General features: G+C 66.1%; 13 protein-coding genes. 8 read left to right on the forward strand and 5 right to left on the reverse strand.

What is annotated here, in order from left to right; all coding sequences use genetic code 11:
* Positions 1-48 precede the first annotated feature (48 nt).
* From J0J06_RS14450 to phbB, 4 genes are all read left to right on the forward strand, one after another.
* The gene (locus tag J0J06_RS14450; protein WP_294043393.1) at positions 49-1,728 is read left to right on the forward strand and encodes a class I adenylate-forming enzyme family protein; all 1,680 of its coding nucleotides are present in this window, start codon (positions 49-51) and stop codon (positions 1,726-1,728) included.
* A gap of 133 nt (positions 1,729-1,861) precedes the next feature.
* Positions 1,862-4,111 (forward strand): molybdopterin cofactor-binding domain-containing protein, encoded by a 2,250-nt coding sequence (locus tag J0J06_RS14455; protein WP_294043222.1) that lies wholly within the window; start codon positions 1,862-1,864, stop codon positions 4,109-4,111.
* On the forward strand, positions 4,108-5,115 hold the full coding sequence (hemH, locus tag J0J06_RS14460; protein WP_294043224.1) for a ferrochelatase: 1,008 nt from the start codon (positions 4,108-4,110) through the stop codon (positions 5,113-5,115). Before J0J06_RS14455 ends, hemH begins: the two co-directional genes overlap by 4 nt.
* Positions 5,116-5,161: 46 nt before the next feature.
* Positions 5,162-5,884 carry an acetoacetyl-CoA reductase gene (gene phbB / locus J0J06_RS14465; protein WP_294043226.1) on the forward strand — a complete coding sequence of 241 codons (723 nt, stop codon included), beginning with the start codon at positions 5,162-5,164 and terminating at the stop codon, positions 5,882-5,884.
* A gap of 259 nt (positions 5,885-6,143) precedes the next feature.
* Here phbB and J0J06_RS14470 read toward each other — a convergent pair whose 3' ends face one another.
* The 3 genes from J0J06_RS14470 to J0J06_RS14480 form a co-directional block, all read right to left on the reverse strand.
* Positions 6,144-6,962 (reverse strand): alpha/beta hydrolase, encoded by an 819-nt coding sequence (locus tag J0J06_RS14470; RefSeq protein WP_294043228.1) that lies wholly within the window; start codon positions 6,960-6,962, stop codon positions 6,144-6,146.
* 112 nt (positions 6,963-7,074) lie between these two features.
* A complete protein-coding gene (locus J0J06_RS14475; RefSeq protein ID WP_294043230.1) occupies positions 7,075-7,794 on the reverse strand; it encodes a TetR/AcrR family transcriptional regulator in 720 nt (239 codons plus the stop codon).
* Positions 7,795-7,932: 138 nt separating this feature from the next.
* A complete protein-coding gene (locus J0J06_RS14480; protein WP_294043231.1) occupies positions 7,933-8,313 on the reverse strand; it encodes a glycine zipper 2TM domain-containing protein in 381 nt (126 codons plus the stop codon).
* A gap of 160 nt (positions 8,314-8,473) precedes the next feature.
* On the opposite strand from J0J06_RS14480, the gene J0J06_RS14485 reads away from it, so the two are divergent.
* On the forward strand, positions 8,474-9,448 hold the full coding sequence (locus J0J06_RS14485; RefSeq protein WP_294043232.1) for an esterase-like activity of phytase family protein: 975 nt from the start codon (positions 8,474-8,476) through the stop codon (positions 9,446-9,448).
* 59 nt (positions 9,449-9,507) lie between these two features.
* On the opposite strand, the gene rpmB is transcribed toward J0J06_RS14485, so the two are convergent.
* Positions 9,508-9,801: a 50S ribosomal protein L28 gene (gene rpmB, locus J0J06_RS14490; RefSeq protein WP_294043233.1), complete on the reverse strand. Its 294-nt coding sequence runs from the start codon at positions 9,799-9,801 to the stop codon at positions 9,508-9,510.
* A 152-nt stretch (positions 9,802-9,953) separates the two neighbouring features.
* Between rpmB and J0J06_RS14495 the strand changes: the two genes are divergently transcribed.
* The 3 genes from J0J06_RS14495 (at position 9,954) to J0J06_RS14505 (ending at position 12,115) form a co-directional block, all read left to right on the forward strand.
* The gene (locus J0J06_RS14495) at positions 9,954-10,196 is read left to right on the forward strand and encodes a hypothetical protein (RefSeq protein ID WP_294043234.1); all 243 of its coding nucleotides are present in this window, start codon (positions 9,954-9,956) and stop codon (positions 10,194-10,196) included.
* Between the two features lie 23 nt (positions 10,197-10,219).
* The gene (locus J0J06_RS14500) at positions 10,220-10,648 is read left to right on the forward strand and encodes a nucleoside deaminase (protein WP_294043235.1); all 429 of its coding nucleotides are present in this window, start codon (positions 10,220-10,222) and stop codon (positions 10,646-10,648) included.
* A gap of 168 nt (positions 10,649-10,816) precedes the next feature.
* Positions 10,817-12,115 (forward strand): hemolysin family protein, encoded by a 1,299-nt coding sequence (locus tag J0J06_RS14505; RefSeq protein WP_294043236.1) that lies wholly within the window; start codon positions 10,817-10,819, stop codon positions 12,113-12,115.
* Here J0J06_RS14505 and J0J06_RS14510 read toward each other — a convergent pair.
* Positions 12,112-12,837 (reverse strand): hypothetical protein, encoded by a 726-nt coding sequence (locus J0J06_RS14510; RefSeq protein ID WP_294043237.1) that lies wholly within the window; start codon positions 12,835-12,837, stop codon positions 12,112-12,114. The two genes, J0J06_RS14505 and J0J06_RS14510, sit on opposite strands and share 4 nt — an antisense overlap.
* Between the last annotated feature and the right edge of the window lie 56 nt (positions 12,838-12,893).

Here is a 12,893-nt window from a genome sequence, read left to right on the forward strand (position 1 = left end):
TCGCGCCTCCATAAGGGCACAAACTGGCAAGACCAAGCGGAGAGAATGATGCCGAGCGTACTCGACGGACGGATGGATGCGGGGATCGGGCGGCTGATCGGCCAGGGTGGGCCGATGGCGCTGACCGACGTGACGGTCGACGGGCGCACCTATCCGGCGATTGCGGCCGCACCGCCCAGCCTGGCGCATTATTTCGCGCATTATTGCGCCGCGCATAAGGATGTGACGTTCCTGGTATCGGGCGGCGAACGCCTGACGTTCGGCGAGGTCCACGATCAGGCGCTGCGCGTGGCGAACGCGCTGGTCGCGGGGGGGCTGGCGCGCGGCGACCGGGTCGGTATCGCGATGCGCAATTCGCCGTCGTGGATCGCGCTCTACATGGGCACGCTGATTGCAGGCGGGGTCGCGGTGCTGCTCAACGGCTGGTGGCAGCCGGAGGAATTCGCCGGGGCGCTGGCTGAGGTCGAGTGCAGCATCGTGTTCGCCGACCCGCCGCGCGGCAAGCGGCTCGCCGAGGTCGCGGGGCTGACCGCGCGCGTGGTGGTGGTCGATGACGTCCAGCCGCTCGCGCAGGCGCTGGCGCCCGTCGCGTCCGACACACCCGCCGATCTGCCCCAACTCGGCCCCGACGACCTCGCGACAATCCTGTTTACCAGCGGCTCCACTGGCCAGTCGAAGGGCGCGCTCAGCGATCATCGCGCGGTGATGCAGGCGGTGCTCAACTACCTGGCGCAGGCGCTGGTAATGCTCGGCCTCGCGACCGAGGATGGCAAGCCGCCCGAGGGCCAGCCCTCGACCCTGCTCAACGTGCCGCTGTTCCATGTCACCGCCGAAGTGCCGGTGATGCTCCAGTCGTTCGCGATGGGGCGCAAGCTGGTGCTGATGCCCAAATGGGATGCGCTGGAGGCAATGCGGCTGATTGAGGCGGAGAAGATCAGCTATTTCGTCGGCGTGCCGCTGATGAGCTTCGAAATCCTGACGCATCCCGACCGCGCCAAATACGATCTGTCGACCGTTACCGATTTCGCCGCCGGCGGCGCGCCGCGCCCCGTCGATCACGTGCGGCGGATCAACGAAGAGATGGGCGGCGGCGCGCCGCTGATCGGCTATGGCCTGACCGAGACCAACGGCGTCGGCTGCGGCAACTGGCGCGACAATTACCTCGCCAAGCCCAATTCGACCGGGCGCGCCTCGCCGCCCTTGGTCGACCTCGCGATCCTCGACGGAAGCGGCAACAAGGTGCCGCAGGGCGAGCGCGGCGAGATCGCGATCCGATCGATCTGCAACTTCCGCGAATATTGGCAACGGCCCGACGCGACCGCCGCGGCGTTCAGCAAGGACGGATATTTCCTGACCGGCGACATCGGCTATCTCGACGAGGACGGCTATCTGTTCATCGTCGACCGCAAGAAGGACATCATCATCCGTGGCGGCGAAAACATTTCCTGCCAGGAAGTCGAGGCGGCGATCTACGAACATCCCCTGGTCGCCGAGGCGGCGGTGTTCGGGCTGGCCGACGAACGGTTCGGCGAGGTGCCGGGGGCGGTGGTCCATTTCCACCCCGGCGACGATTGCACCGAGGGTGAGCTGCAGGATTTTCTCCGCCACCATATCGCCGCGTTCAAGGTGCCCGCGCGCATCTGGATCGCGCGCGATCCGCTGCCAAGGCTGGGGACGGAGAAGATCGACAAGGTCGGGTTGCGGGCCAGGTATCGGGCGATGGGCTGAAGCTGTCGTAGTGCTCCGGCGAAGGCCGGAGCGCTGGGTTAGGAGCGAGCCGTCCACCGCCAACGCTCCGGCCTTCGCCGGAGCGCCCGGGGGGCGTGACGGCGCGACAGCCGCACGATACACACATGGCTCGATGTCCTCGGTAAAGCCCCCCGCCAAACCCCACCTCACGCGCCGTAACCTCCTCATCGGCGGCGGGGCGGGGGTCGGGTTGTTCGTCGCCTGGGCGGTGTGGCCGCGGCAATATGCTGCGAACCTGACGGCGGCGAACGGCGAGCATGTCTTCAATGCCTGGCTCAAGATCGGCGAGGACGGCCATGTCTCCGTCGCGGTGCCGCAGGCCGAGCACGGGCAGGGCGTGTGGACCACGCTGCCGCAGATCGTCGCCGACGAACTTGGCGCCGATTGGCGGACGATCGCGGTCGAACCGGCGCCGCTCAATCCGCTCTATGCCAATCCGATGGCCGCCGACGAATTGTTCGCGGGCGCGTTCGATCGCCTGCCGAAAGGCTTGCGCGAGGGCCATGTCACGTCGAGCGCGCTGATGCTGACCGCCGGGTCGACCTCGGTCCGCCAGTTCGAAGGGGATTTGCGCCAGGCCGGCGCGGCGGCCCGCGTGCTGCTGCAGAAGGCGGCGGCCGCCCGCTGGGGTACCGATTGGCGGTCGTGCGGGACGGCGGCGGGGTTCGTCGTGCATGGCAAGGACAAGCTGCGGTTCGGCGAGTTGGCGGCGGAGGCGGCGGGGGGCAGCCTCCCCGATCCATTACCCCTGCGCGGCGGCGAGACCGGGCGGCTGACCGGATTGTCGCTGCCGCGGCTCGACAGCCCGGCGAAGGTCGACGGGTCGGTCAATTTCGCGGGCGACGTGCGCTTGCCCGGCATGGTGTTCGCGGCGATCCGCGGCGCGCCGACGCCCGAGGCCGAATTCGTCAGTTGCGATACCAGCGCCGCCAGCAAGATCCGCGGCGTGCTGTCGATCGTCACCAAGGATCGCTGGGTCGCGGCGATCGCGAACGACTGGTGGGCGGCGAACCGCGCGATAGAAGCGATCCATCCGCGCTTTCGCATCACCGGTACGCCGAGGTCGACCGCCACGATCCGCCGCGCGCTCGACGAAGCGCTCAAGGGGCTGGGCGTGCGCGTCGCATCGGCGGGTGACGTCGGCGCGGCGTTCAAGGGCGCGAGCATCGTCACCGCCACCTATCGAGCCGACCCCGCGCTCCATGCACCCGTCGAAACGCGCGCGGCGACCGCGGTCTGGACCGACGGCAGCGTGGAGGTGTGGGCGCCAACGCTCGCCCCCGGCCTGACCCGCGCGGCGGTGGCAGCGGCGACGGGCGTCGCGGACCATGCGGTCGTGATCCACCCGATGCCGATCGGCGGCGGGTTCGGAATCAATCTGGAGCACGACGCGGCAATGCAGGCGGCGGTGCTGGCGCGCGACCTCAAGCGGCCGGTGCAAGTGATGTGGAGCCGTGCGGAGGACATTCAGCAGGACCGCGTTCGTGCGCCGGCGCTCGCCCGGATGGCGGGGCGGCTCGACAATCAGGGGCGGATCACCGGCTGGCTGGCGAAGATCGCGACACCCGCGACAGGCCGCGAACTGGCGGAGCGGCTGCTTGCCGACGACCGGACGGCGTCCGCGGCGCTGACGCTCGCTGGCGGGGGCGACGGCTATGCGACGGCGGGCGCGACGCCGTTCTATTCGATCCCGTCCTACGCCGTCGATCATCACCCGGCGGAGATCGATTTGCCGACAGGACACTGGCGGTCGGGGGCGCACAGCTACACCTGCTTCTTCACTGAATGCTTCATCGACGAACTCGCGCACATGGCGGGGACGGAGGCGATGTCGTTCCGCGTCGGGATGTTGGGCGGCGGCGATGCGCGGCTGGCGCGGTGCCTGACGACCGTCGCGGCGCTCGGCGGCTGGGAAGGCGGGGTGCCCGGCAGCGGCCAGGGGATCGCCTGCCACAGCTTTCGCGGCAGCCATATAGCGGTGTTCGCGGAGGCGCATATCGACGAGGATCAGTCGATCGGCGTCGACCGCATCGTCGCGGCGGTCGATTGCGGGCGGATGATCAATCCCGATGTGGTGCGCCAGAATATCGAGGGCGGTCTAGTCTTCGGGATGGCGGCGGCGCTGGGTGGATCGACGCGCTACAAAGGCGGCTGGGCGGAGACCTTGGGCCTGGGCGGACTCGATCTGCCGCGACTGGCTGACGTGCCCGATATCACGGTCGAACTGATCCCGAGCGAGGCCGATCCCGGCGGCGTGAGCGAAATCGCGGTCCCGCCGGTCGCGCCAGCCATCGCCAACGCGCTGCAATCGGCGACGGGGTTCCGCATCCGCAGCTTACCGCTTAAGGTGGGGGAAGCGTGACGCCCCCTGCCAATCACCCCGCGATCCCGCCGCGCAAGGTCGGGGTGTTGCTCGTCAACCTGGGCACGCCGGACGACGCCAGTCCCAAGGCGGTGCGGCGCTACCTCGCTGAATTCCTGTCCGACCGGCGCGTGGTCGAGATTTCTCCGTTGCTGTGGCAACCGATCCTGCGCGGCGTCGTGCTGAACACGCGGCCCAAGAAGTCGGCGCACGCCTACAGCCTCGTCTGGCGCGAGGACGGTTCGCCGCTCGCCGCGATCACGCGAGCGCAGGCCGGGGCGTTAAGGGATGCGTTCGGGCCGAACGTGCTGGTCGACTGGGCGATGCGGTACGGCAATCCGGCGATTGACGATCGGTTGGCGGCGATGGCGGCGGCAGGATGCGACCGCATCCTGATCGCGCCGCTCTATCCGCAATATTGCGCCGCGACGACCGCGACCGCCAATGACAAGGCGTTCGCAGCGCTGGCAACGATGCGCTGGCAACCGGCAGTGCGGACGTTGCCGCCCTATCACGACGACCCGGCCTATATCGAGGCGCTGGCGTCGTCGGTAAGGGCGTCGCTGGCGCGCCTCGACTTCGAGCCGGACGCGCTGATCGCCAGTTTCCACGGCATGCCGGAACGCACGCTCGACCTTGGCGACCCGTATCATTGCCATTGCCAGAAGACCGCGCGGTTATTGGGTGAGGCGCTCGGAAAAGATACGATCGTTACATTCCAATCGCGGTTCGGTCGGGCGAAATGGCTCGAGCCAGCGACCGATACAACGCTCGCTGCGTTACCAGGACAGGGCGTGAAACGCATCGCGATCATCGCGCCTGGCTTCTCCGCCGATTGTCTCGAAACGCTTGAGGAACTCGCGATCCGCGGGCGCGAGACGTTCGTTGAGGCGGGCGGCACCGACTTCGCCTATCTGCCTTGCCTCAACGACAGCGCCGAAAGCATCGCGATGCTGACGACAATCCTGTCGCGGGAACTTGCCGGGTGGATCGCCGCCCAATAGGCGTAACCTGAACGACCCGAATCGCGGGCACAGCAAGGAGATGGATATGGCACGCGTAGCGATCGTGACCGGTGGCACCCGCGGTATCGGCGAGGCGATCAGCCTGGCGCTCAAGGACATGGGGATGACCGTCGCGGCGAACTATGCCGGCAATGACGAACGCGCGAAGGCCTTCAGCGACCGCACCGGGATCAAGGCCTATAAGTGGGACGTCGGCGATTTCGACGCCGCGCACGCTGGTGTGAAGCAGGTCGAGGAGGAACTCGGCCCGGTCGACGTCGTCGTCAACAATGCCGGCATCACGCGCGACGGCACCTTGCTCAGGATGGACAAGCAAGCGTGGAACGAGGTGATCGACACCAACCTGGGTGGTTGCTTCACGATGGCGAAGGCGGTGTTCCCGGGCATGAAGGAACGTGGCTGGGGCCGGATCGTCAATATCGGGTCGATCAACGGCCAGGCCGGGCAATACGGTCAGGTCAATTACGCCGCCGCGAAATCGGGCATCCATGGCTTCACCAAGGCGCTGGCGCAGGAAGGCGCGCGGTTCGGCATCACGGTTAATGCGATCGCGCCGGGTTATATCGACACCGATATGGTGGCCGCGGTGCCGGCCGACGTGCTGGCGAAGATCGTCGCCAAGATTCCGGTCGGGCGGCTGGGCCAGGCCCAGGAAATCGCGCGCGGTGTGGCGTTCCTGGTCGCTGAGGATGCCGGGTTCGTGACGGGCTCAACGCTCAGCATCAACGGCGGGCAGCATATGTATTGAGCAGTTACCTCTCGGAAGGTCAGGTGAAAGCTCTCGCAAGAGCGCCTAGGCTCATGCTCAAAGGTCAAAATACTACGGCCGATCACTTGAAAGTGTGACGAACCCTGAGGGGGGCGGCGTTGCCCAGCCGGCTTGGCCAACGCCTATTTAGGAGGGTTTGAGCTTCGTGTTCGTTGTTTCGTCACTACGGCGAAACTCAAACCCTCGGGAGCGCACACTCTTAGAGGTCCACTATCGCGATGTTGGATGTGGGTTCACATCAGGACCTGATGAACGCGAGCAGGTCGGGGTTGAGGACATCTGCATGCGTGGTCAGCATGCCGTGCGGATAGCCGGGATACGTCTTGAGCGACCCGTTCTTGAGCAGTTCGACCGCCCGCGGCACCGAACTGGCGAACGGCACGACTTGATCCGCCTCACCATGCATCACCAGCACCGGCACGGTGATCTTCTTGAGGTCGTCGCTATAGTCCTCGAGCCAGGAATCGACAGTCACGAGGTGGGCGAGCGCCCCGCCGGCCATGCCCTGGCGCCACCAGTTGGCAACCACCGCCTCCGACGGCTGCGCGCCCTCGAGATTGTATCCGTAGAACGGATTTTCGGGCACGAAACGGTAGAACTCCGACCGGTTGCCCAATACGCCTGACCGGATCGCCTCGAACCACTCGGGCGGTTGGCCGGCCGGATTGTCCGCGCTGCGATACATGTTCGGCGTCAGCGAAGCGACCAGCACCGCTTTCGCGACGCGCTCCTGATGGCGAGCGACATAGCGGGCCACCTCACCGCCCCCGGTCGAATGGCCGATATGGATCGCGTCGCGCAGATCGAGGTGCTCGGTCAGGGCGGCGAGATCGGCAACCCAAGTGTCCATGTCGTTGCCGGTGCTGGGTTGGTCGGACCGGCCGTGGCCGCGCCGGTCGTGAGCGATCACGCGATAGCCATGCTTGAGGAAGAACAGCATCTGAGCGTCCCAGTCGTCTGCGGACAGCGGCCAACCATGGCTGAACACGATCGGCTGACCCGATCCCCAATCCTTGTAGTAGATGTTGACGCCGTCTTTTGTTGTGATCGTAGGCATTGTTCGGTCCTTCACGATTTGCCGCGGATGAGAGTCATCGCTCGCTGGCGCGGCGTTCCAGCGGTGATGCAGCAATTAATATGACCGGTCGTCTATTAACGAGGCAAAAGAGTTAGGTTAGGAGCGACGGTAAAACGTAGCGTTCGAAACTGTCGAAGGGCGCCCGGCTGCGTTCGACCTTGGCGCGCATGACTGCGCCTTCGAACGTATCGATCAGAGCGTCGGCCAGCCGGGCCGGATCTTTCGCGGGAGCCAGATCACCCTTCACCTGGGCTTCACGCAGACAATCCGCGAGAGCGGTGGTCAGGTCGCGATAGATCGCCGACAGCCTCGCCCGCACCAAGTCGCTCGTCGGCGTGACCTCCAGCGCCATGTTGCCGATCAGACAGCCAGCTGCGTAATCGCGGCGCGCGTGGAATTCGGCAATGCCCTCGAAATACCGCGCAATACGCAGCAGGGGCGGCGTGTCGCGCTGGTCGAGGATGGGGCCGTAGGCCGCCATCATCGACTCACAATATTCGTTAAGGATCGCGAGAGCGAACGCCTCCTTGCTCTCGAAATAGTTGTAGAACGACCCCTTGGGGACCCCGGCTGCGGCCGTGATCTCCTGCACGCCCGTGGCATTGAAACCCAGGTTGCTGATGAGTTCCCCTCCCTTTTCGAGGAGGCGCGATCGCGTTTCAAGATTGGCTGGTCTAGGCATGAATGGATAAATGACCGGTCGTATTGTTATTTTCAAGCAGTTTTTTGCGTTCTGGTGCCGCCGCGGCAAAAGACGTTGGGGATCGGCTCCCGGTCGTCCCCGGCGATCCGGCCGCTGCGTTGTGCGCATCGCCGCCGACGTGGCGATTTCCGGGCTTTTGAGTGCGCCCCCCGCACAACAAGAGACCGGCCCCTTTCGGGACCGGTCTCCGCCCTCAAACGCTACGCGAGGGACTATCTCTCCCGATAAGCAACTCGGGAGAAACTCTTATCTGCGGCAGTAACCGGGTTGCCCCGACTTCGCGACTTCACGCCCGGCCAGTGCGCCGCCGGCACCACCGATCACGGTACCGAGCAAGCGGTCGCCGCCCCCGGCGATGACGTTGCCGAGCAGGCCGCCGGCGATCGCGCCGATCACGGTGCCGCGCTCCGTCTTGCACTCTCGCGGTGTGCGATAGTTGCGGTAGTTCCGGTCGTAACCGCGATAGGTCCGGCGGTTGTCGTAGCCGTTGTTATAGCCGTAACCGTTATAGTTGCCGTCGCGATAGCCACGGTCGTAGCGGCTCTGCGCCATGGCGGGCGCGGCGGGAATAACCGCCGTGGCGGTCATCGCGAGCGCGGCGCCGACGATGCTCAGTTTCTTCAACATGGTTCGTCTCCTTACCGTCTCTCAAAACAGTCGAAGGCGATTGCCCTCGATGAGAGGCTTTTGGCCGATTCGCTTTGAGTGGATGCTGAATGCGCCCGTTATCCGCCGTTAAGGCTGTTGCCCCTCGCGCGCGCCGGAGACGTCGTTATGAGAGGCGGCGATGCGGCTGCTCCGAATTCTTGTCGTCCTGTTCGTCCTGCTGAACCTGACGGCGAGCCGGAAGGATCGCCGCCCGATTTTGGGCGATCATCCAAATGTCGAAGCGACCCGCGTGCCGCTCGACGCTGCCGATCCCGCGCGGCGGCAGGTTGGGGCGCTGACCTATCTGGGTGGGGTTGTGTTGACGAGCCGCGACCTGGCGTTCGGCGGCTTTTCCTCGCTGAGCGTCGCGGGCGACAGGTTTACGCTACTGAGCGACTATGGCGACATCGTGCGGTTCCGCATGGATGCGGCGTTCCGGTTGAGCGAGCCCGAATTCGGCGACTTGCCCGCAGGGCCCCGGACGGGCTGGCAAAAACACGAGCGCGACAGCGAATCGATGGCGGTCGATCCGGTGAGCGGCGCGGTTTGGGTGGGCTTCGAAGCGTACAACGAAATATGGCGATATGGGCCGGGTCTGACCAAGCCCGCTAATGGCGCATTTATCCCGGCCATGGCGCACTGGGAGTCGAACGGTGGGGCCGAATCGCTCGTGAGGCTCCACGACGGTCGTTTTCTCGTGATCGCGGAGACTGACTGGCGGGATCGCCCGGTCCGCGACCTCTTGCTGTTTCCGGGCGATCCGGTTGCGAAACCCGATAGTGCGATGGTCGCATCGTACCAGCCCCCCGCGGGTTACGATCCCAGTGACGCGACCGAACTGCCCGACGGGCGCGTGCTGGTGCTCAATCGCCGCTTTTCGCTGCCGTTCCGCTGGAGCGCCGTGCTGACGCTGATCGACCCGCGTGGGGTGAAGGCGGGACAAGTTCTGGTTGGACGCGAGGTCGCGCGATTCGATGCGCCGCTGACGGTCGACAATTACGAAGGGCTGGCGATCACGCGAGAAGGTGGCACGACGATCCTGTGGATGGTCAGCGACGACAACCAATTGTTCCTGCAGCGCACCTTGCTGATGAAGTTCCGAATCGACCTGTAACGCGAAAAGCCCGCTTTCCTTGCGGAAAGCGGGCTTTCAAGCTTGGCAACCGAATCGGCTTATGCCGCGGCGGCGCTCAGCTTCTTCTTGATGTCGCGCTTCAGGCGGCGGGCGCGCAGCGACAGATCGTCGTCGCTGGTCTTCACCAGCCAGTTGTCGAGACCGCCATTATGCTCGACCGAGCGCAGGCCGTGGGTCGACACCCGCAGCTTCACCGATGTGCCCAGCGCGTCCGACATCAACGTCACGTTCTGCAGGTTGGGCAGGAACGTCCGCTTGGTCTTGTTGTTGGCGTGGGAAACGTTGTTGCCCACCTGCCGGCCCTTGCCGGTCAGCTCGCAAATGCGCGACATGCTATCAATCCTGAGTTTCGGGCGGTTGCCCGGAAAGGTGGCGCGGATAGCGTCATGTGGCCGCCGGGTCAACAGATTCGCTCCATACTGTGCAACCGCGTCGCCCGACGATGGTTTATTACGACAGCGATTCGATTTAACGGAGAAAGACGATGCGGTTTCTGTTGGGCCTCATAGCAATCATCCTGGTCGTGGCGATCATCGCGATTTCGACCGGCTGGTTCCCCATTTCGGGATCGCCCGGGTCGCTGTCGGTCAACGCGACCGCGCCCACGATCAAGGTTGACACGCCCACCGTATCGGTGGGGACGGAGAACAAGACAATCGAAGTGCCGAAGGTGACGATCAACAAACCCGGCGAACCCGCGCCGGCCAATACGGCGGCCGCGCGATAAGCGGGTTCCAACTGCCCGCCCCGATGCGCGCCGCGCTCGACGCGGCTGCCGCCGCCGCTGCCCGAGGTGAAGTCCCAGTCGGCGCGGTGGTGGTGCTCGACGGGCAGATTATCGCGACCGCCGCCAACGCGCCGCGCAGTCTTCACGACCCCACCGCGCATGCCGAGATGCTGGCGATTCGGCGCGCCGCCGAGGCGATCGGCGACGACCGGCTGAGCGACTGCGACCTGTGGGTGACGTTGGAACCGTGCGCGATGTGTGCCGGTGCGATCGTCCATGCCCGCATCGCGCGGCTCTATTACGGCGCGAGCGATCCCAAGGGCGGCGCGGTCGAACACGGACCCGCGCTGTTCGCGCAACCGACGATCCATCATCGGCCGGACGTCTATGGTGGGATTGGGGAGAGCGAGGCGGCGGGGCTTCTGCGCGAGTTCTTCGCGGGCCGACGTTAAAAACTAGCGTGTTCCCCGCGCAAGCGGGACCCATTTCCCGCACTGTCCGCGATCACTTCGGTCGTATTTAGCTGATCGCTTAGGAGCTGGGGCCCCGCATTCGCGGGGGTGACGAAGTTGGAAATGTTGCGCCTACGCCGTCCGCCCGTATAGGCTGTCGCCACCATCATGGCACCCTATCCCTGGATCGACGTCGTCATCATCCTCGTGCTCGTCGCGGTGAACGGCGTGTTCGCGATGTCCGAACTCGCCATCGCCTCGTCGCGCAAGGCGCGGCTGGAGGCGCTGGCGCGGACCGGCAGCCGGGGCGCGCGGGCTGCGCTTGCCCTGTCGGCCGATCCCGGCAAGTTCCTGTCGACGGTGCAGGTCGGCATCACGCTGATCGCGATCCTGTCGGGCGCCTATTCGGGCGAGGCGCTGGGCGGGCCGACCGGCGACCGGCTCGAGCCGCTGGGGTTGCGCCACGAAACCGCGCAGACATTGGGCTTCGTGCTGGTGATTGGGGTCACGACCTTCGTCTCGCTGATCATCGGCGAACTGGTGCCCAAGCAGATCGCGCTGCGGTCGCCCGAGCCGATCGCGGCGATCGTCGCGACCCCGATGACGTGGCTGTCGAGGGCGGCGGCGCCAGTCGTGTGGCTGCTCGATTCGACCAGTAAGGGTATATTCTGGCTGCTTGGCATGCGGCGCGAGAGCGAGGACCAGGTCACGGCGGAGGAACTCCACCTGATCGTCGCCGAAGCATCGAAATCGGGCGTGATCGAGGAGCATGAACGCTCGATCATCTCCGGCGTCGTGCGGCTCGCCGACCGCCCGGTGCGCGAGGTGATGACGCCGCGCACGGAGGTCGAATGGCTCGACGTCGGGCTCGACCCCGAAGGCATTCGCGAGAAGCTGGTGGCATCGCCGCACACGCGGTTGCCGGTGGCCGAAGGATCGGTCGATTCGGTGATCGGCGTCGTTCAGGCGCGCGACATCGTCGCGGCGGCGATCAAGGGAGAGCCGCTCGACCTCAAGCTGCTGATGCGCGCCGCGCCGGTCATCATCGACCAGCTCGATGCGATGGACGCGCTCGTCCGCCTGCGCCGCGCCGACGTGCCGATGGCGTTGATCCACGACGAATATGGACACTTCGAAGGGATCGTGACCCCGGCAGACCTGCTCGCCGCGATCGCGGGCGATTTCGCGTCGGACAGCGACCCCGACGAGGCCCCCGATTTCGTCCATCGCGACGACGGGTCGTATCTGGTCGCGGGGTCGGCGTCGGCTGATCTTCTCGCGGAAAAGCTCGACCTCCAGCTGCCCGACGACCGCGATTACGCGACCGCCGCGGGGTTCGCGCTGGCCGCGTTCCGGCGCTTGCCCGCCGAAGGCGAGAGCATCACAGAACAGGGCTGGACGTTCGAGGTGGTCGACCTCGACGGGCGGCGGATCGATAAGTTGCTGGTCAGCCGTGAGCGCGGCTAGCCGAGCTTCCCGAACTCCGCTTCGTAGGCGGCGGTGTCGCCGCTTGAGAGCAGCCTGGCTTGGTCGATCCAGCGATCGCGCGCCATGCGGCCGGTGAACACGCCGAGCTGAATGTCGAGGTCGCTGGCCTGTGCCGGCGTCAACGCGGCGAGTTGATCGACCTGCGTGATGCCCCGTTCGGCGAGCATTGCCGCGACCTTCGGTCCCAAGCCCTTGATGGTCGTCAGCGCCAGCGCACCGGCGAGGTTCGGGGCGGGCTCGGGTGCCGCCGAGGGAGGCGGCGGTGCGGCCATCGTCGGTGTGGGGACTGGTACTGGGTTCGGGACCGGTTCGGGCGTCGGCTGCGCGGCTTCCGTGGGTGCCGGTTCAGGTTCCGGCGCTGGCGAGGGCGGAGCGGGTACAGGCTCCGGCGGCGCTACCGGTGCGGGTCTTGGCGCGGGCACAGGAGGTGGCGTGGGGTCCGGCACCGGCTCGGCCTTTACCGGTGGTTCGGGATCGGGTTCCTCCGCAACCGGTTCGGCGTACGCGTCCAGTACGGCCGGCTCCGCGGCTGGGGTCGGGTCCACGCCGGCTTCCGCCGCGCGCTCCTCGGCAGCTTCCTCGGCGCGGTGGCGGATCGCGGCCTGGCGGCGACCATAGATGATGCCCGCGATCACCAGCACGGCGATCACGCCCAGCAGGATCAGCAAGCCGATCGTCCAGCCCATCGAAGTCGGCGTCATTCGACAATCCCCAAAAGCATATCGCCCGCCACCCTATGAGAGTGACGAGCGATACG

This window comes from Sphingomonas sp. (assembly GCF_017304615.1).
Classification (GTDB): Bacteria; Pseudomonadota; Alphaproteobacteria; order Sphingomonadales; family Sphingomonadaceae; genus Sphingomonas.